Annotated in this window: 16 protein-coding genes and 1 riboswitch; of the genes, 7 read left to right on the top strand and 9 right to left on the bottom strand. The window is 56.0% G+C overall.

What is annotated here, in order from left to right; genetic code table 11:
• Positions 1–75: 75 nt before the first annotated feature.
• Positions 76–2340, bottom strand: a complete 2265-nt coding sequence (locus tag KP707_RS00765) for a TonB-dependent receptor (RefSeq protein WP_086633769.1) — start codon at positions 2338–2340, stop codon at positions 76–78.
• A gap of 169 nt (positions 2341–2509) precedes the next feature.
• On the opposite strand from KP707_RS00765, the gene KP707_RS00760 reads away from it, so the two are divergent.
• A complete protein-coding gene (locus tag KP707_RS00760) occupies positions 2510–4777 on the top strand; it encodes a TonB-dependent receptor (RefSeq protein WP_211501867.1) in 2268 nt (755 codons plus the stop codon).
• A 9-nt stretch (positions 4778–4786) separates the two neighbouring features.
• Here the strand turns inward: KP707_RS00760 and KP707_RS00755 are convergent, their stop codons facing one another.
• A complete protein-coding gene (locus tag KP707_RS00755) occupies positions 4787–5440 on the bottom strand; it encodes a TetR/AcrR family transcriptional regulator (protein ID WP_046900097.1) in 654 nt (217 codons plus the stop codon).
• A 405-nt stretch (positions 5441–5845) separates the two neighbouring features.
• Between KP707_RS00755 and KP707_RS00750 the strand changes: the two genes are divergently transcribed.
• Complete coding sequence (locus KP707_RS00750; protein ID WP_249202709.1) at positions 5846–6034, top strand: hypothetical protein; 189 nt, start codon at positions 5846–5848, stop codon at positions 6032–6034.
• A gap of 23 nt (positions 6035–6057) precedes the next feature.
• Here KP707_RS00750 and KP707_RS00745 read toward each other — a convergent pair whose 3' ends face one another.
• The 4 genes from KP707_RS00745 to KP707_RS00730 form a co-directional block, all read right to left on the bottom strand.
• Positions 6058–6603: a cupin domain-containing protein gene (locus KP707_RS00745; protein ID WP_064273653.1), complete on the bottom strand. Its 546-nt coding sequence runs from the start codon at positions 6601–6603 to the stop codon at positions 6058–6060.
• A 274-nt stretch (positions 6604–6877) separates the two neighbouring features.
• The gene (locus tag KP707_RS00740) at positions 6878–7645 is read right to left on the bottom strand and encodes a sulfite exporter TauE/SafE family protein (RefSeq protein WP_211501866.1); all 768 of its coding nucleotides are present in this window, start codon (positions 7643–7645) and stop codon (positions 6878–6880) included.
• A 15-nt stretch (positions 7646–7660) separates the two neighbouring features.
• Positions 7661–9346, bottom strand: a complete 1686-nt coding sequence (locus KP707_RS00735; protein WP_211501865.1) for a bifunctional protein tyrosine phosphatase family protein/NAD(P)/FAD-dependent oxidoreductase — start codon at positions 9344–9346, stop codon at positions 7661–7663.
• Between the two features lie 41 nt (positions 9347–9387).
• Positions 9388–10314, bottom strand: a complete 927-nt coding sequence (locus KP707_RS00730; RefSeq protein WP_198942076.1) for an MBL fold metallo-hydrolase — start codon at positions 10312–10314, stop codon at positions 9388–9390.
• Positions 10315–10419: 105 nt separating this feature from the next.
• On the opposite strand from KP707_RS00730, the gene KP707_RS00725 reads away from it, so the two are divergent.
• The 4 genes from KP707_RS00725 to KP707_RS00710 all read left to right on the top strand — a co-directional run bounded on the left by KP707_RS00725 (position 10420) and on the right by KP707_RS00710 (position 13048).
• Positions 10420–11064, top strand: coding sequence for a peroxiredoxin (locus KP707_RS00725; protein WP_211501864.1), 645 nt, complete (start codon positions 10420–10422; stop codon positions 11062–11064).
• Complete coding sequence (locus KP707_RS00720; RefSeq protein WP_215751567.1) at positions 11061–11462, top strand: helix-turn-helix transcriptional regulator; 402 nt, start codon at positions 11061–11063, stop codon at positions 11460–11462. Before KP707_RS00725 ends, KP707_RS00720 begins: the two co-directional genes overlap by 4 nt.
• 97 nt (positions 11463–11559) lie before the next feature.
• Positions 11560–11817, top strand: a complete 258-nt coding sequence (locus tag KP707_RS00715) for a hypothetical protein (protein ID WP_373687763.1) — start codon at positions 11560–11562, stop codon at positions 11815–11817.
• 142 nt (positions 11818–11959) lie between these two features.
• The gene (locus tag KP707_RS00710; RefSeq protein ID WP_046900105.1) at positions 11960–13048 is read left to right on the top strand and encodes a LacI family DNA-binding transcriptional regulator; all 1089 of its coding nucleotides are present in this window, start codon (positions 11960–11962) and stop codon (positions 13046–13048) included.
• 11 nt (positions 13049–13059) lie between these two features.
• Here KP707_RS00710 and KP707_RS00705 read toward each other — a convergent pair whose 3' ends face one another.
• The 3 genes from KP707_RS00705 to KP707_RS00695 are packed head-to-tail and all read right to left on the bottom strand — an operon-like array spanning position 13060 to position 15591.
• A complete protein-coding gene (locus KP707_RS00705; protein ID WP_211501863.1) occupies positions 13060–13722 on the bottom strand; it encodes an HAD family hydrolase in 663 nt (220 codons plus the stop codon).
• 46 nt (positions 13723–13768) lie between these two features.
• On the bottom strand, positions 13769–14635 hold the full coding sequence (gene metF / locus KP707_RS00700; protein WP_211501862.1) for a methylenetetrahydrofolate reductase [NAD(P)H]: 867 nt from the start codon (positions 14633–14635) through the stop codon (positions 13769–13771).
• A gap of 29 nt (positions 14636–14664) precedes the next feature.
• Positions 14665–15591 (bottom strand): metalloregulator ArsR/SmtB family transcription factor, encoded by a 927-nt coding sequence (locus tag KP707_RS00695; RefSeq protein WP_211501861.1) that lies wholly within the window; start codon positions 15589–15591, stop codon positions 14665–14667.
• Between the two features lie 67 nt (positions 15592–15658).
• Positions 15659–15863, top strand: a riboswitch (cobalamin riboswitch).
• Positions 15864–15978: 115 nt separating this feature from the next.
• Here KP707_RS00695 and metE point away from each other — a divergent pair.
• A complete protein-coding gene (metE, locus tag KP707_RS00690) occupies positions 15979–18291 on the top strand; it encodes a 5-methyltetrahydropteroyltriglutamate--homocysteine S-methyltransferase (RefSeq protein WP_211506902.1) in 2313 nt (770 codons plus the stop codon).
• Positions 18292–18296: the final 5 nt, after the last annotated feature.

Here is an 18296-nt window from a genome sequence, read left to right as displayed (position 1 = left end):
CCGCGTTTCATACAAAAACGGAGGCAAACTGCTTTCGCAGATGCCCCCGTTTTCAACTCTGGATAGTTCAGACGATCAGAACCGCTGATCAATACCGGTCAGGATTGTACGGCGCAGACCATACTGTGGCGCACCGACGCCAATCCCGCTGCCATCACGCAGGAGATAGGTCTTGTCGAACAGGTTCGTTACATCCAGACGAACCTGCGTCTGCTTCAGGAATGGAACGTGGAACAGATCCTTGAAAGACTGGACCAGCGACAGGTTGAACGTCGCATACTGCGGGACAGAAGCACCATTCGGCGTCGCCCCATCCGCTCTCAGGCCGCTTCCATAAACCATCGTTGCTGACAGACGCAGCGGATGACCAGTTCTGTAGAAGGCCGTGTAGCTCGTCCCCGCAGAAGCCGTCCAACGCTGGTCATGATCAAGATGGACCCAGTGCTTCTTGATATACGACAGATCTTCCGGATCGAAGTTCCATTCACCAGACACCACATCCTTGCCGATGGCGCGCGACCAGGAGAAGTTGCCGTAAACACTGAAGGCACCCCGTGTGTAGTCTGTGGAGAACTCGTACCCGTGGACCTGTCCGCGACGATAGTTGAACACAGACAGGATGACTGGGGAGCCGAACTGCCCTTCGTCGATCATGTTCTTCGCCAGTTTGACATAGGCATCAAACGACGCATGCCAGCCCGGCAGGATCGTCTGGGAGAAACCTGCATCAAAGTAATGGTCGCGCTCAGCCTTGACCGTGCTATTTTTGTAGTTCGCAGGCTGTGCCGACGTACCCGTATATTTGTACAGGGCCGTTCCGGTCACGAGTTCGAACGGCGGCGGCGTGAAGTAACGGGAATAGCCCGCGTGGAAGGTTCCACCATGCCAGGGCTTATAAACGATATTGATACGCGGGCTGACCTGCTTTGAATGGGTGTATTCATCCACACCGTCAAAGCGCAGACCGTAATTGATGGTCAGGTTCTTGATAGGGCGCCATTCATCCTGAGCGTACAGACCATACATCCAGCCAGTCCGGCCAGAACCATCATGAATATTGGTCGTATCGCCGGAGTAAACGGCATTGCCGTCATCATCTTCACCCGTCTGCGTATAAACGGTTGAATCAGACTTGGACGTATTACGCTCAACATAGACCTGATAGCCGAAACGGACGGTATGGTTCTTCGCGGCCTGCCAGGTCGCATCCGTCTGGTTGCCGGTTGAGAAAACCGAGCGTGCTGCGCGCTGTGCAATACCGTTATAAACTAGATCGCCCAACGGATCAGGCGAATAACGCAGAGAGCTGTATCTCAGCACGGCAGACGTCTGGAAGCTCAGGCGGCCCATGTCCTTCTGAAGGGACAACATGCCGAAATCCGTGATTTCCTTCTGGTGCTCGCTCAGGCTGTTACTATCGCCGTTTCCATACTGGTTCTGGGACAGGGTGCTGCCCGTATAGGACGGATTGGCAAACTGACGCTGCTGACCCGGATTATTCGGGAGTTGATATTCGGCATTGGACACACCGGCGGTCAGGCTGATCCGGGTGTTCTCGTCAACCGTGTAACGGGCGTGACCGAGGAAGTGATACTGATTGGTCAGATCGTGAATCGCATTGAAGCTGGGGGTCGTGTTTTCAATGCCAACACGGTTGTGGACATAATCAGCCGTAGCGAACCAGTCCCACTTCCCCTTGTGACCACCATATTGAAGTGACGGGAAGAAATAGTCGCGCGCGCCACCGTAGATGGAGATGCTGCCACCGGGATCAGAATAGCCGTTCTTGGTGTTGATATCGATCACACCGGCCTGAAGAAATCCGTACTCGCTGGGGAGCGCGCCCGTCGTCAGGGACATGGAATGTGCGAAGCGGGTCATCAGCGCCTGACCGAAGACACTCATGCCTTCCGGTAGGGCAACGCCATCCAGACGGAACTGAACTTCGTTGTGGTCCCCACGAACATGGATCTGGCCATAACTATCCTGCGCAACACCAGGAGCCTGAAGCAGAACGGACGTGAGCGGGGCATTGTCACCGCCCGGATTGGTCTCGATATCCTGACGGCTGAAATGATAGGTCGTGGCACCCGTGGAAGACTGGAGCGCGTCGCGGGCACGTTCCAAATGGGCATTGACGACAATATTGTCTTCACCCTGACGGCTCGTTTCCGTCACGGTTGTGCCGTGCTGGTCGTCAGAATGACCGAAGCTGGAACGGGACGTTTCCGTATCAGTTGTCGTGCCTGTCGTTGCGTCCTGAGCATATGCCGTACCACACAGGGCAGTCGTGCACCCAAGCAGCAGAATAAAAGATCGAGCAGACACAAAAGGCAGCATGTTGTCCTCAGAAGGCGAAGAAGATTCTAAGTGCGACTCCTTATTATGTTATATCATAACAAATCAAGCAGAACTGGACCTTTTCCCTCCTGATTGTTGGCTCTGCAGCTCACGTGCGGTATAAAAGCCACAATTTCCCGTTCTTCCGCTCCCGGAGACCAGTGTCCCCATGTCGTTCCGCAGGGTTCTTCTTCTCGGAGCCAGTCTTGCTGGCTTCCCATCAGCTCTGTGGGCAGCACCCGCCGTACAACAGCATGACAAGACATCCCGGCACACGCACCTGAAATCGGTTAATGCGCAGGCTGATGAGACGATCAAAGTCAGCGTCAAACGAACGGATTTTGCCTTCCAGGCCGCACAGAAACAGCCGGACGCAGACACGCGTCTGACTGCCGAGCGGCTGATTGAACGTGGCGTTGTCACGTTACGGGATGTCGAACGCGTGGCCCCCAATCTGACGATCCAGTCCATTAACGGAACGGCTTCCACAAACTTCTACCTTCGCGGGGTCGGCTTCAACGATTTCACGCAAAACAACATTCCGACCGTTCTGACCTATTTCGATGACGTGCCTTTTGCGTTTTCAACCATGGCCAGTGGCCTGATGTTCGATCTGGCAGATGCAACTGTCACTCCCGGCCCAGTCGGCACCATGCACGGACAGTCCGACACAGGCGGCGAGGTCCGTTTTCGGACAGCGGACCCGACAAGCACCTGGCATTATGGCGCGAGCGAAGACATCGCATCCTATGCCCGCAGCAGGAGCGAAGCCTATGTGTCCGGCCCCTTGGCGAAAGGACTGGATTTCCGTCTTGCCGGTCAGACGCGACAGGGCGGTGGCTGGCAGACCAATCCTCTCACGGGCGCACATCTGGGGGACGCAGATTCCTGGGCCCTGCGCGGCAAGCTCCGCTGGCGCCCCGACAGTCGCACGACCATCATGCTCTCCGGTCATTTCGTGCAGGATAACAGCGAAGTCGTCACCGGTGTTCCGGTCTATCGCCTGATCGGCTCACAGGGCCTGCCCTCACTGGGACGACAGCAAGCTGAATGGTCTCTCAAGCCTCAGTTCGCCGATCTGATCGACCGACCTCGCAGCCTCAAGCCAAGTGAGCACAACCAGTTCTGGGGTTTTGACCTGCATATGGACCGTGATCTCGGCTTTGCCAAAATCACGTCCATCAGCGCTTTCGAGACGGAACGCCAAGGGGAATATACGGATCAGGACGGCACATCTGCGTCTCAGGCGGATACGTACAGAACGATCAGTGCGAACGCCTTTACGCAGGAATTACGCCTGTCTTCAAACGACCCAAACAGCCGTTTGCAATGGGTTGTCGGAGCATTTTATCAGCGCAGCCGTATGAAACAGCGCTTCCTGTTCGATTACACAGACTACTCGGCCCGTGGCTATATGATGTCCACCAATTTCGGAATGAACCAGGAAAGTACGTCCGAGTTCGGTCACATCAGCTATCGTCTGCCGCATAACGTCACGCTGTTTGGCGGCCTACTACACGAAATCGACGACCGCTCTCTGACAGGTCTGAAATCAGAAATTTTTGGTGGCTCGACACATATTTTTCAGCCTGAAAGCACTGCCTCGGCTCAGTTCGCAGGACAGGTCGGCGTGTCTTGGCAGATGTTGCAGAGCACGATGGTGTATTACAAGCTGAGCAAAGGTTTCAAACCTGGCGGGTTCAGCGCCAATAATACCCAGATCCAGGCGCAGCTCGATCCGTTTGGCCCGGAAACGGTCCTGACCCACGAGGTTGGCTTCAAAAGTGATCCAATCCCGGGAAAGCTCCGCCTGAATGGTGCGGCATTCTATAATGATTTCCACGGACAGCAGGTTGTCGGGACCGTGATGATCCCGAATTACGGCCCGCTTAGCGAGATCACCAATGTCCCAAAGTCCGAAAGCTGGGGCTTTGAGGGTACGGTGGAAATGCACCCGGTTCGGCATGTTTTTGTCACGCAGAACATTGGCTGGCAGCGTGGCAATTATCAGGATTTTCCGAACGTCAATCGGGCTGCCACAAACGCCTATTATGCCAAGACCGGTGTCTGGAAGGCCATTAACAATAACTTCGCTGGGGTTGATAACGGCCAGCCAAAACTCACCCTGAACGGACAGGCAGAGTGGCGGCAGGCACTGACTGACCATCTGGGACTGGATATTGGCCCGGATTGGTCTTATCGCGGCAGCCAGGCCATTGCCGTAGGAGGCACCGGCTTTTATCGCCTGCCTCCCTACTTCCTACTCGGCGCCCATGCGACCCTTCGCCCCTCATCCGGGCACTGGGAAGCAACGATTTACGCCTCGAACATTCTGAACCGCCAGTATTTCGAAAGCGGAGGAATGGCGACAACAACGTATTTCTACATTCCCGGCACACCACGTTTCATAGGCGGCCGCGTCTCCTGCGGTTTCTGAAATACGCCCCTATTGGCGCGTCCCAATCAGGCAGCGGGTTAAAGCCTTGAGGTCACGGATGTTGACTTCCGTTTCGATGCTCTTGTTCCACAGCGTATCCATGGCACGGAAGTGGATGGTGCTAAGAATGACATCCAGAACTGTGTCAGCCGGATAGCAGAAAGCCTCTTCGTCTCGCTTCTTTGCGCGCTCAAGAAAGCGATGCATCTGCTGCCGAGCCGGCTCAATACTGACTTCGCGAAGCACAGTGCCGAACTCCGGGTTATGCACGGCTTCACCCAAGAGCGTACCATATGTGCGGCCCAGCGGAGTTGCCAAGAAGCGAATACGCGCCTCGATCAGCTGGTCGACGTCTCCCAGAAAACTGCCCGTATCGATTTCAGGCGTGAGGCTGAACTTCCACTGACGGATGGCATCAAAGAACATGGCCTGCTTGGTAGGCCACCGGCGATAGACCGTCGCGGTAGACACACCTGCCTGTTTGGCAACTTTTCCGATCGTGAGGCCCTGATAGCCCTCTTCCGTCAGGACCGTGGCAATCGCTGAAAGAATCGTATCCTTCAGCAGAAGATTGATAGGCCTGCCCGGTGAGCGACTGACCCTCATATCTGCCAGATGCGGCGGAAAAGCTTCCTTTACCGCTAAAGATGATGACTGGGACATGCCCTGCCTCCCTGATTGAATAAGGTCTTGCGTCTAGCCTTAACGAAACCGAGAGGCTTTCCACAAGCCTTAAGATTGGTGCGTTTCTCCTAAAAAACACCCCTCATGAAATTGTGAGCAGTGAATGGTAAAGTTCAGGGCCAATCATTTCTGCCCATTTTGGACAGGATAGCGAAGTGGGTCCGATCTCTTTATATATTTCTGTGAACACGAGCCGGCCCCTGCGATCAGACGCATGACCTGTCTGCACTGGGGCGGTGGATCACGCATTACGCCTGGCTCTTCGGGTTCGAAAACCTCACCATTCTCGATAATAGCTCAGTCGATCCACAGACAATCTCCATCTGTGATGTTCAGGCTCTTCTGGTAATAGCCGAAGAATACACGCATCTGTATGATGACAGCGTGCGCGTTTTCATAGGGATTGGCGCAACAGAGCTCGCTTTCGTTGAGGGGCCGGGACTAGCCACGACATTGTGGAACAGTGAGGCCTATCTTGCTGCCCATCGCGATGTAAGGCGCCACTACACAATCGGCCCGTTACAACATTATCTACGCGACGGCTTCAGGGAAAAGCGCGCTCTGACGGCATAGAGCCATTAGCGCTTGCGGCGTTTTTAAAACGTCGGAGGTGTACACGAACTGATCACTTCGCAGGCTTCGTCGCTGATACAGCGAAAGCGGTGAGGCTTGCGACTGTCAAAGTAATAGGCGTCTCCCGGCCCAAGAATATGGGACTGGTTCTCCACCGTCACCTCCACCTGACCGCGAATGACAACGCCAGCCTCTTCACCGTCATGCGCATACGCGACACCGGTGTCGGCCCCAGGGTCATAACGCTCGTGCAGGACCTGAAGAGCGCGACCAAACAGGTTCCCGCCGATCTGCCGCAGAGAGATACCGCTCTGCCCGATTTCAGTTAAATCATCAGCCAGATAGAAGTATTTTTCCTGCCCTTCTGTTTCGAAACTGAAGAAATCGCCGAGTGTGACGGGAATACCGTCCAGAACACGTTTCAAAGTGCCGATTGAGGGGTTCATATCCCCCGACTCAATCAGGGAAATTGTGGAATTGGTGACACCGGTACGCTTGGCCAACTCACGCTGGGAAAGATTTTTTGCAACACGAACGAGCCGCAACCGCTGACCAACATCCGTCACCATTCATTCTCCCAATCGTCTGACCATTACATCTCAGTATGTCATAACGATTGAGGAATGGAACATGAAAAAAGCCCGATACACCAATGAGATGCTGGCAAATTACTTTTCCGGTGGCCTCGTTTTGACAGACGCGTTCAAAAACCCCTCACAGGTTTCTTTCAGCTCTTGCTGAAGCGTAGTATTTCCTGCCTGAAACGGGATAATTAATTTAATTATGAATGCCTCAGCACCACGTCACGAATGATGGACGTCACCAGAAATCCAATATTCAAATTCAGAAGGCAGTGAGACTCCGCCAGATCATATACGTAGCCACCACAAAGATCACACATGCAAAGAACGTAGTGAGGGTACCGCCGGCTCCCGCCAGGCGTCGGGCCGCTGAGGTCCCAAGCGTACTACCCACCACACCGCCAAGAACAAAAAGCGCGCCCATCGTCCAGTCAACGTACCCGGACAGCATGTAGCTAAGAGCAGTACTGGCCCCAAAAGCAGCGACGGCGACCAAAGACGTCCCTATTGCATTCAGAATGGGCATCCTCGTGCAGGCAACCAGCGAGGGCACAATAAGAAACCCACCACCAATGCCAAAGAAGCCCGACAAAAGCCCTGTGGCCGTTCCGCTGGCCATGACCTTGGGCATATTGTCGCGATTACAGGCAGCGCCCGCGATACCAGGGTTCCGACGTCCCCGAAGCATCAAAATACCAACAACAATCATCAGGACTGCAAAGCAAAGCAGCAGTTTTTGCCCGTCAACAGCCTTACCTAGCGCAGCCCCCACCAAGGCGCCGACAACACCAAAAGGCGCAAAAACTGCTGCGCACCGCCATTTAACGGTTTTCTGTCGCGCATGACTGACAAGCCCCGCCAGTGCGTTGACGGCAACAGCCATGGCGCTTGTCCCGATCGCGACATGGGGATTTTTCACCCCCACGACATAGACCATCAGCGGAACAGCCAAGATTGATCCGCCACCGCCAATCAGCCCCAGCGTAAAACCAATAATGACACCACAGAACAGCTCAAGCGCAATTTGCATCAGTCTGGCCGATACTTATTTCTTACCGGACTTCAGGGACTTTGGCGCAACGAAGAGCTCATGCCCCTTGAGCATTCCTTTCCAGTAAAGAGCCGGCATGACGTATTTTTTGAGCCACCAAGCGAGGCGGGTCGCCTTCTGGCCATTGAGCAGCCACTTCGGCAATGTCGGCGCAAGCTTCCCGCCATAAGCGAACTCAGCAAGAACAATCTTGCCGTTCTCAACGGTCAATGGGCATGCGCCATATCCGTCATATCCAGACACCGGATCTTTGCGCTGCAAGAAAGCCAGAACATTCGTTGCAACCACAGGGGCCTGTACCCGCACAGCAGCTGCCGTCTTGGCGCAGGACGTTCCAATCACGTCACCAAGAGCGAAGATCTGCGGATACCGAACATGCTGGAGCGTCTCCGGATTCACTTCAACAAAACCGTCCGACCCAGCAATGGCACTTTCCCTGACAACCTTGGGGGAAACCTGAGGTGGCACGACATGCAGCATGTCAAACGTGCTCTCCACACGCTCCACGCCTGCGTCCGTCTTCCGCTCAAAAACAGCAGTTCTGGCAGGACCATTTACCTCAACCAGCTTTGATCCCAGATGGAGGGCGATACCGTAATCCCGCACATAATCCATCAAAGGGGGAACAAACTCTTTCACCCCAAACAGACCCGGCGTGGCCGTGTTGAATTCGACGGAAATATTTTTCAGAACGCCCCGACGACGCCAGGCGTCACTGGCCAGATACATGGCTTTTTGTGGAGCACCGGCGCATTTGATAGGCATAGGCGGCTGCGTAAAAATAGCCTTGCCGCTCTTGAGCTTCTCAACCAGTTGCCACGTGTAAGGCGCCAGATCAAAGCGATAGTTGGACGTCACCCCGTTCTTGCCCAGCGTTTCGCTCAGGCCAGGGATAGCGTCCCAGTTCAGGGAGATGCCTGTCGCTACAATCAGCGCATCATAGGACAGAACCGTGCCATCCTTCAGGACAACCTCACGCGCTTCGGGGCGGAAAAGTTCAACGGACGTTTTCAGCCAGACAGCACCCTTGGGAATCAGGTCCTGTTCCCGACGACGTGTCTGGGATGCCTTGAAAACGCCGCCCCCTACGAGGGTCCAACCCGGCTGATAGAAATGCTCTTCTGAGGGTTCAACAATTCCCAAAGCCAGAGCAGAATTGCGCTTGAGCAGACTGGCGGAGGCGGAAAGGCCACCCGCACCGCCGCCGATAACCAGCACCTGAAAATGCCGCGCGCCTTCACGTGCAGCCATGGTCGGAGCTGGCACAGCATCCAGGCGCGACTTCAACCCACCCAGATCAATACCGGCACGCGCGGCATCTGCGAGAATTTCCGCAGCAGGACGCGTACCAGCTTCTGCGAGAGCCCAGATCTGGGCAGCCCGTGTTCCTGACCGACAATAACCAACAACCGGAGCCGGAAGAGACGCCAGTGCCTCTCTGGCCTGCAACACCTGAGCATCGCTTGGCACCGTTCCCGCCTTCACAGGAATTGCGATAAACGCCAGCCCTTCTGCCTTTGCAGCCGCTTCTACAGCCGCCGCATCCGGCTGATCCGGCGCTTCACCATCGGGGCGAAACGAAACGATGCTCCGAAAACCTTCGGCCTTAAGATCCGCAACATCCTGCGGCGTGACCTGAGGGGAAACAGCGTAGCGATCCGTTAAAGACGTGGTTGGCATGACGTGCTCTCCGACAAAAATATCTGAATCGGTCAACCGGCTCAGAGGCGATTGACGGGTATCTTGATGTAGCTGATGCCGTCAGCCTCTGGTTCTGGCATATGACCGCCACGCATATTGACCTGCACTGACGGCATCAGAAGCTTCGGCATCGCCAGAGTGGCGTCACGCGTTGTGCGCATCGCCACGAAATCGTCCTCGCTCACACCATCATGAACGTGAATATTATGGGCACGTTCCAGAGCCACAGTGGTCAGCCATGCGTAGTCCTCGCGGTCCGGCGCTTTATAGTCATGGCAAAGAAAGAGGCGCGTTTCTTCCGGAAGGGATAGAAGCCGACGGATGGATTGGAAAAGCTGACGGGCATCCCCGCCGGGAAAATCGGCGCGTGCGGTCCCGAAGTCTGGCATGAAGATCGTATCGCCCACAAAGGCGCAGTTTCCGATCACGAACGCCATGTCTGCTGGCGTATGGCCTGGCACATGCAAGACCGTGACTGGCAGATCGCCAATGGAAAATGTCTCACCATCCTGGAAAAGATGATCGAACTGCGATCCGTCCCGCGCAAAACGCGTACCCGCGTTAAAGATTTTTCCAAATACATTCTGGACGCGCACGATGTTCGCGCCAATTCCCAGTTTTCCGCCGAGCTGCTCCTGAAGCCAGGGCGCTGCAGACAGATGGTCGGCATGCGCATGGGTTTCCAGCTGCCAGTCAACAGACAACCCTTCCCGGCGCACATACTCTACAATCGCCTGCGCAGAGCCATTGGATGTCCGACCCGCAGCGGCATCATAGTCCAACACGCTATCGAGGATCGCAGCGCGTTTGGTAATCGGGCAGTGAACAACGTGACTGGCTGTATTTGTCGCTTCATCAAAGAACGTACAAACTACAGGGGATGGAACCTCACCACTCTGCACACGTCCAATCTGGGCAGTTGCAGCGTCAATGGCAGCATCAGGCATGGCGTTTTCACCTCTGGAGTTACACATTTCCAAGAAAACAATTATGTGTTTAATAAAGTAATAAACTATCAACAGTCAAGACCCGGACAGGCTGGATACAGCATCATGACAGGCCCACTCACTGAAGACTCCGCCTTTTTCCCCCTTCGCATAGGCGACGAGGCCCCCGATTTTACGGCACGCACAACCCACGGTGAATTCGTACTGAGTTCGCTGAGAGGGCGGTGGGTCATGCTGTTCGCACACCCGGCGGACTTCACACCCGTTTGCACGAGCGAGTTCATTGCCTTTGCCAAAATGGAGACCTTTTTCCGCGAACGGAACTGCGTGCTCCTTGGGCTTTCCGCAGACAGTCTTCCCGCTCACCTGGCATGGATTACGGCCATTGAAGAACGCTTCAATGTCCGCATTCCTTTCCCGATCGTTGAAGACCCCTCCATGGAGGTCGCCCGCGCCTACGGAATGATGGATCTGGAAGCACAGGACAGCGCCACGGTACGGTCCGTCTTTTTCATTGATCCGACGGGGATTATTCGCGCCATCCTGAGCTATCCTGCCAGCGTTGGCCGGTCAGTGGCCGAGTTGCAGCGTATGCTTTCCGCCTTGCAGGAAGTAGATCGCTCCAACGTGCTGACACCGGAAGGCTGGCAGCCTGGACAGGCCGCTATTGCCCCCCCTCTTCAGACCCAGGAAGCAGTTCAGAAAGCAGGTCCGAACTGGTTCCTTCAGCCGAAGAAGCCGCGCCCATGACTCTTCTCGCCCTCGAAGAAAGCCGAAATCTTGCCGAATGGCTGCGCCTGCTCGCTCAGCCTCAACGCCTCATGATCCTGTCGGCCCTGCTCGATGGCTCACATGCTGTCAGTGAAATCGAGACCATGACGGGCATTGGCCAACCAACACTGAGCCAGCATCTCGGCACACTCCGCCGCAGTGGACTGATTGAGTCTCAGCGAGAGTCCCGCGCCATCAGCTACTGCATGGCTGATACGCCCGACGCCGCTCGCGCCAGAATGCTCATCATGACACTCCGCTCTGACGGACTGGCAGTCTCACCGACGGCTACAGCCCCTTCACGCAAACCAGGTGCCCAACGCTCCTCCCTGGAAGGCGCAAGGTTTGCGCGCATCGTCCGTCCGCTCTCCCGATGATCAGAACCCGGCTTGCACCGCACCCTGTTTCACCGTGCGAGCCAACGGAAACTGTGCTGCTTTTCAAACGCTTTTAGATGGAAAAAGGAGAAGGTCCATGACCCGCTATCTGATGCTTCTGGCCTGCCTGACCGGTTTTGCCGCCCTGTCTGGCACGGCGTCAGCCGCGACACGCGACGAGCAGAAACAGGCCTGCCAAGGTGACGCCATCCGCCTGTGCACGTTTGCCATTCCTAACGAAGCCAAGATTACAGCCTGTATGAAAAAGAAGATGGATCAGCTCAGCCCAAAATGCCGGGCGATGTTTGAACCAGCTCCGCAGAAAAATACTGCGACAACAAAGCCAAAAAACTGAGACGTTTACCCTCTTGTCGTAATCGTGAAGATGGGCAGACGACGTTCAGACCAGCATTTACCTGAGGCACCTGCACATTAGGTGCCTTCGCGTTCTTCCGTCAGGATTGCACGAAGGCAGCGTTTTCATTATTGGATAACATATGAAAACAACCCGTCAGTACGGTCGTCGCAAGGTTACGCTCAAGGATGTAGCGGCACAGGTCGGGGTGTCCCATACGACAGTCTCGAATGCCTATATCCGGCCGGGCCAACTCTCGGCTGCGCTGAGGGAAAAGATCTTCGCAGCGGCCCAGGAGCTTGGATATACAGGCCCTGATCCAGCAGCGAAACAGCTTGCAACCGGGCATTCCGGGGCACTGGGCTTTCTCTTCAGTGAAGATCTCCCATACGCATTTTCTGATCCTGCCGTTCTCGCCGTCCTGAACGGCGTCGCGAAAAGCTGCGACGAAATGGAAACGGATCTGGCCCTGATTTCAGCAGGCAGCAGCCTCCGCAACATGAACACACCTGTTTCGCTCGGTAATGCTGCGGTCGACGGGTACATCCTTTATTCCGTGGCCCCCGATAGCCGGTGCGTTTTGATGGCGCAGCAGCGGAACGTTCCGCTCGTTGTGGTGGATCAGCCTCGTTTGGACAACGTGCCATATGTCGGCATTGATGACCGTGGAGCCGCCTACAACGCTGCAAAGACCCTGCTTGAGCTAGGACACCGTCGCTTCGGTATCCTGTCTCTCAAAACAGCCCATGACGACTATTTCGGCATCCTGACGGCCAAGCGTCGCGCCAATATTGCACACAGCACGATTGCCATGCGTCTTGAGGGGTACCTAACAGCCCTTCAGGAAGCAGGCATTGCCCCCGAAAACGTGCCGGCTTGGGAAATTCCGATCAACTCTGAAGAGTCCGGTGCTGAAGGCGCGCGCTTCTTGCTAAACCGGCAGAATGCACCGACAGCAATTCTGGCAATGAGTGACCGCGTTGCAATTGGCGCCATGCAAACAATCCGTGCGGCGGGTCTCAGCATTCCTGAAGACGTGTCGATTTTTGGATTTGATGACATTCCTGCCGCTGCCCTGTCGGACCTCAGCACAATTCGCCAGCCTCATGAGCGCAAAGGCATGGAGGCAGTCCGTCTCCTGACCCAGCAGGACGGCCGCCAGAACAAGAACGTCATTCTGGAAACAGAACTCGTCGCTCGCGGCAGCATTGGTCCAGCCCCCAAGGGCTGAACCACACTGTATTAGCGGGCGACGTTCAGAAGCCCGGCAATACTGTCGATCTGGAAATCCGGCTTCAGGTCAATGCACTGCGTTGCAGACCCGTGCCCATAACTCGCCCAGCAGGATGCAATGCCACTATTGCGGGCAAATCCAAGATCTGCCGCTGTGTCACCAACCATTAGAAAATCCGATGCAGGAACTTCCGGAAACAACGGCTGCACACGGTCTGTCATGACCCGGGGATCCGGCTTGTGCGGGTAGTCTGGTTCGGACGCAATCACATTACTGATCCACCCACCAAGGCCGAAGCGCTCGATACTGGCATGAACAGTCGGAGCATGCTTGTTGCTGAGGATGACCAGCGTTGCCCCGTCAGCCTTAAGGTCGTCGAGCACTGACTTCACCCCGTCAAACAGAACGGTCTCTTCCTGATCGGCTTTAGGGTAATACGCCCGATAGTGACGAACAAAAGCCTGCGCATCATCAACATCACTGTCGGGAATGATCGCCTGAAACAGCGTCTGAAGCGTCCCACCCTTTGACAGCTGATGCTTCAGGGCGTCTGATGAAGGGCCCTTGTAGCCACTGGCTTCAAAGGCTTCCTTCAGGCTGCGAAGAATGGCCGGCTGCGTTTCCGCCAGAGTACCATCGTAGTCGAGAAGAACGATCGGGAATCTTGTCATTCCCTTTTGTCACCCCGTTTGCGCAGGAAATCCAGCCCTCTCCGATTCAGATCGGACGTCGCCCAAGAAGGCGGCAAAGGGCTGATGCTGTATCTGCATGATTCAACGTATAGAAATGGAATTGCTTCACCCCTTCAGCTTTCAGTGTCTGACAAAGCCGGTCTGCAATCGTAGCCGCGACAAACGCCCGTGCCTGGGGCGTTTCATCCAGCCCCTCAAACAGGTCGCGCATCCACTTCGGCACGTTTGCACCACACATATCGGCAAACTTCCAGGCCTGCGCAGCACTTCCAACCGGAAGAATACCCGGCACGATCGGCCGCTCGATTCCAATGGCCACAGCACGGTCCCGGAAGCGTAGAAATGTGTCTGCTTCGAAGAAGAACTGCGTCAAAGCCCGGTCCGCACCCGCATCAATCTTCGCGCGCAGATGCTCCAGATCCGACTGCGGGCTAAGCGCGGCAGGATGCGTTTCCGGATATGCCGCAACGGAGATTTCGAACGGTGCAATCTCCTTCAATCCGTGCACCAGATCCACAGCCCCCGCGTAGCCTTCCGGGTGAGGCTCATAGACGCCCCCGGCTGACGGCGGCGGATCACCACGCAGGGCCACAATGTGCTTCACACCAGCGTCCCAGTACGCCTGCGCCACGGCATTGACGTCTTCTTTGGAGGCCCCCACGCAGGTCAGATGCCCAGCCGTTGGCGCGCCAGTTTCCCGAACCATGTCTTTCAGCGTGGCCAGGGTGCGGTCCCGTGTTGACCCACCTGCCCCATACGTCACGGACATAAACTGCGGACCAAAAGCAGCTAGCGTTTTTGCGTTTTCCAGCAGCGTGGCGGCTGCCTTTTCCGACTTTGCAGGGAAAAACTCGAACGAAATTGCGGGCAGAGGCCCTTTCTGTGCGGGCATCACGCCAGCTCCTTATTCAATAATTCAGCTTAGTTGGGGCGTTGGCCGAGCCAGAGTTTCACAGTCAGCTCGCCTTCAAGAGCCACTGGTTCTGCGGGAACCAGACCGGCAGCGCGAAACCACGTCGCCATCTGCGCGTCGGTAAATCCAAGCCGAACATGCGCATCCCGTGTGCGAAGTTCTTCCCGATTATGGGAAGCAAAATCGATAATCAGCAATCGACCGTTGGCATCCAGAATCCGCGCGGCTTCCGCAATTACAGCAGCCGGATGCTGTGCATAGTGCAGAACCTGATGCATGACGGCGACATCGGCTGAATGCTCCGGCAACGGAAGGGCCTGAAAGTCCCCCTGCCGCAGATCAGCCTGCTCCAGACCAGCTTCCGCCAGCTTGGTCCGCGCCAATCGCAGCATGGAGGGACTGCGATCAAACCCGATGACTGTCTGGGCGCCGCTTCCCAGCAATTCCATCATACGACCGGTTCCAGTGCCTATATCCACAAGGCGGCCGACCGGAGATGCTGAGAGCGTCTTTACGATCGCTGCTTCGACCTCCTGTTCGGACACATGCAAGGAACGCAATGCGTCCCATTCTGCCGCGTGGGTTTCAAACCAGTCTTCCGCCGCGAGCGCACGAACATCTCGAATGGCCTGCAAGCGAATACGATCCGCACGGATTTCCGCCGGTTCCCGCGCAGTCCATCGATCCAACGCCATAAAGACAGGCTCTAGAAGATCCGGAACGCCCAAAGTCAAAAAGACCCAACTTCCTTCCTTGCGGCGCTCAATCAATCCCGCATCTGCCAGGATCTTCACATGCCGTGACACGCGGGGCTGACTTTGCCCAAGCACCTGCGCCACCTCGCCGATGGACAGTTCCATCTCGCGCAGAAGGGCCAGAATCCGCAGACGGGTCATGTCTGCCAGTGCCTGGAAAATGATGAGGGCCTGTTCCATACGGATTTACATATAAGGAGTTCTTTATATGAGCAAGAGCTATTGACTCTTTTTCAGAACATGCGGCAGTCATAAGGCTTGTCATGGTTCCATGTCGGATGTTCACGCATCCGGCGTGGCTAAGAGGGAAGCCGATGCAAAGCCGGCGCTGCCCCCGCAACTGTCAGCGGCGAGTGCCGATTCCATACAGGCCACTGGATGAAAGTCCGGGAAGGCGGAATCAGCGCGAAGACCCGTAAGCCAGGAGACCTGCCACGGCACATAACATCCTCCGGCGGGGCGTTCCGGACGGGTCACGCATGTCTCCACGCCGCACATTTCCTGTTCGGGGCGTGAACGATCCTGCATGCCCTGCGAGCGCACTGCCACGAACCTGTCGAGGCTTTCATGACCGTCCGCGTCGCAACTCTGGGCTTTCCGCGTATCGGCACCCGCCGTGAACTGAAAACCGCTCTTGAACAGTACTGGGCGGGGAATTCTTCCGCCGATGATCTGCTTTCCACAGCCGCTTCCCTTCGGGCGTCAGCCTGGCAGCGCCAGAAAGACCTCGGCGCAGAGATCATCCCTTCCAACGATTTTTCGCTTTACGATCATGTGCTGGATACATCCGCAATGGTCGGTGCTGTTCCTGCCATTTACGGCAACGTGCAGGGCAAGGTGGACTTGGGAACCTACTTCGCCATGGCGCGCGGCTCCCAAACGACATCCGAAGAGTGTGGCTGCGGGCATGCTCATGACACCCCTCAGGATGTCCCTGCCGCCGAAATGACCAAGTGGTTTGACACGAACTACCATTACCTTGTTCCGCAATTCACAGCAGACCAGACGTTCCGCCTCGCCTCCACAAAAGTGGTGGATGAATATCGTGAAGCCAAGGCGCTTGGGATTGAGACACGCCCTGTTCTGCTCGGCCCTGTCAGTTTCCTGCTTCTGGGAAAATGTGACGGCCCGGCGTTTGATTGCCTTGATCTGCTCCCTACCTTGCTGCCCGTTTATGAACGGGTTCTAAACGCCCTCCGAGCAGAAGGCGCAGATTGGGTTCAGATTGACGAGCCGTGTCTTGTTCTGGATCTGCCGGGAAATGCTGCTACAGCTTTCAAAACGACCTACAATATTTTGACAGCAGCTGTTCCAGACCTGAAACTGATGCTCGCGACGTATTTCGGTGTGCTCGGAGACAATCAGGACATCGCCCTAAGCCTGCCAGTTCACGGCCTGCATGTGGATCTTGTCCGCGCTCCCGACCAGCTTGCATCCATTCTGGAAAAAGCACGACCTGACCTGTTGCTATCTCTGGGCGTAGTGGATGGGCGGAATATCTGGAAGGCCGACCTGAACGCGCTTCTGGACCATCTTGAACCGCTGGCGCGCCAGCGTGACCTGATCCTTGCTCCGTCCTGCTCTCTCCTCCACACACCCATTGATCTGGAACGGGAGACAGATCTGGACGCAGATGTGAAATCGTGGCTCGCATTCGCCGTTCAGAAAATCGAGGAGTTGCACACACTGGCGCGCGCCCTGAATGAAGGCCGGGACGTCGTGCAAGCAACTCTGGCCGAAAACGCTGCGGCTCTTCGGACGCGCCGCTCTTCTGTAAAAATCAACGATCCTGCCGTTCAGGCACGCTCTGCGGATCGCAATCCAGCTCTCGCCCAGCGCCATTCACCCTTCCCCGCGCGCCGTCCGTTGCAACAGGCCAAACTCAAGCTGCCTTTGTATCCGACGACGACAATCGGTTCCTTCCCCCAGACACCTGAAGTCCGCAAAGCCCGTGCGGATCATGCACGAGGAGAGCTCTCTTCTGAGGCTTACGAAGTCTTCCTGCGGGAAGAAACCGCCCGGACTATCCGCTGGCAGGAAGAAATTGATCTTGATGTGCTGGTGCATGGCGAGTTCGAGCGCAATGACATGGTGCAATATTTCGGGGAGCAGCTTTCCGGCTTTGCGTTCACGAAGCACGCCTGGGTGCAGTCCTACGGGTCTCGCTATGTCCGGCCCCCCATCATTTTCGGAGATGTGTCACGCCCAAAAGCCATGACGGTTGAATGGTGGGAATATGCCCAGTCCATCACCAGCCGCCCGATGAAAGGTATGCTGACGGGACCTGTCACGATCCTGAACTGGTCTTTCGTGCGAGACGATCAACCGCGTTCGGAAACGTGCCGACAGATCGCTTTCGCGATCCGGGATGAAGTGTGTGATCTGGAAAAAGCTGGATGCGGCATTATCCAGATTGACGAAGCCGCCTTGCGTGAAGGCCTGCCGCTCCGTCGCGCAGACTGGCAATCCTATCTGGACTGGGCCGTAGAAAGTTTCCGTATTTCAGCCTCAGGTGTGCAGGACGCCACGCAGATCCATACCCATATGTGCTACTCGGAATTCAACGATATCATTGCCGCCATTGGCGCAATGGATGCGGATGTGATTTCGATTGAAACCGCCCGCTCCCGCATGGAACTACTCGATGCGTTCGCAGCTTATCGCTACCCTGCGGAAATCGGGCCGGGCGTTTACGATATCCATTCCCCGCGCGTGCCGTCTGTTGAGGAAATGGTGGACCTGCTTCGGGCTGCCAGCAAAACCATCAGCCCGGATGCCCTCTGGGTCAATCCGGATTGCGGACTGAAAACCCGCAAATGGCCGGAGACGAAAGCTGCACTCATCAACATGGTTGCGGCAGCCCATTATATGCGTCCGTAAACCAG

Source organism: Gluconobacter sp. P5E10 (assembly GCF_018812145.1).
In the GTDB taxonomy this organism is placed as follows: domain Bacteria; phylum Pseudomonadota; class Alphaproteobacteria; order Acetobacterales; family Acetobacteraceae; genus Gluconobacter; species Gluconobacter cerinus.
Note: the sequence above shows the minus strand (reverse complement) of the source record. Positions and strands in the feature narration are given on the sequence as shown.

What these genes read in the sequence shown, in the direction of transcription:
- KP707_RS00765 (WP_086633769.1), bottom strand. Translation starts at nt 2,340, where the DNA reads ATGCTGCCTTTTGTGTCTGCTCGATCTTTTATTCTGCTGCTTGGGTGC.
- KP707_RS00760 (WP_211501867.1), top strand. Translation starts at nt 2,510, where the DNA reads ATGTCGTTCCGCAGGGTTCTTCTTCTCGGAGCCAGTCTTGCTGGCTTC.
- KP707_RS00755 (WP_046900097.1), bottom strand. Translation starts at nt 5,440, where the DNA reads ATGTCCCAGTCATCATCTTTAGCGGTAAAGGAAGCTTTTCCGCCGCAT.
- KP707_RS00745 (WP_064273653.1), bottom strand. Translation starts at nt 6,603, where the DNA reads ATGGTGACGGATGTTGGTCAGCGGTTGCGGCTCGTTCGTGTTGCAAAA.
- KP707_RS00740 (WP_211501866.1), bottom strand. Translation starts at nt 7,645, where the DNA reads ATGCAAATTGCGCTTGAGCTGTTCTGTGGTGTCATTATTGGTTTTACG.
- KP707_RS00735 (WP_211501865.1), bottom strand. Translation starts at nt 9,346, where the DNA reads ATGCCAACCACGTCTTTAACGGATCGCTACGCTGTTTCCCCTCAGGTC.
- KP707_RS00730 (WP_198942076.1), bottom strand. Translation starts at nt 10,314, where the DNA reads ATGCCTGATGCTGCCATTGACGCTGCAACTGCCCAGATTGGACGTGTG.
- KP707_RS00725 (WP_211501864.1), top strand. Translation starts at nt 10,420, where the DNA reads ATGACAGGCCCACTCACTGAAGACTCCGCCTTTTTCCCCCTTCGCATA.
- KP707_RS00720 (WP_215751567.1), top strand. Translation starts at nt 11,061, where the DNA reads ATGACTCTTCTCGCCCTCGAAGAAAGCCGAAATCTTGCCGAATGGCTG.
- KP707_RS00715 (WP_373687763.1), top strand. Translation starts at nt 11,560, where the DNA reads ATGACCCGCTATCTGATGCTTCTGGCCTGCCTGACCGGTTTTGCCGCC.
- KP707_RS00710 (WP_046900105.1), top strand. Translation starts at nt 11,960, where the DNA reads ATGAAAACAACCCGTCAGTACGGTCGTCGCAAGGTTACGCTCAAGGAT.
- KP707_RS00705 (WP_211501863.1), bottom strand. Translation starts at nt 13,722, where the DNA reads ATGACAAGATTCCCGATCGTTCTTCTCGACTACGATGGTACTCTGGCG.
- metF (WP_211501862.1), bottom strand. Translation starts at nt 14,635, where the DNA reads ATGCCCGCACAGAAAGGGCCTCTGCCCGCAATTTCGTTCGAGTTTTTC.
- KP707_RS00695 (WP_211501861.1), bottom strand. Translation starts at nt 15,591, where the DNA reads ATGGAACAGGCCCTCATCATTTTCCAGGCACTGGCAGACATGACCCGT.
- metE (WP_211506902.1), top strand. Translation starts at nt 15,979, where the DNA reads ATGACCGTCCGCGTCGCAACTCTGGGCTTTCCGCGTATCGGCACCCGC.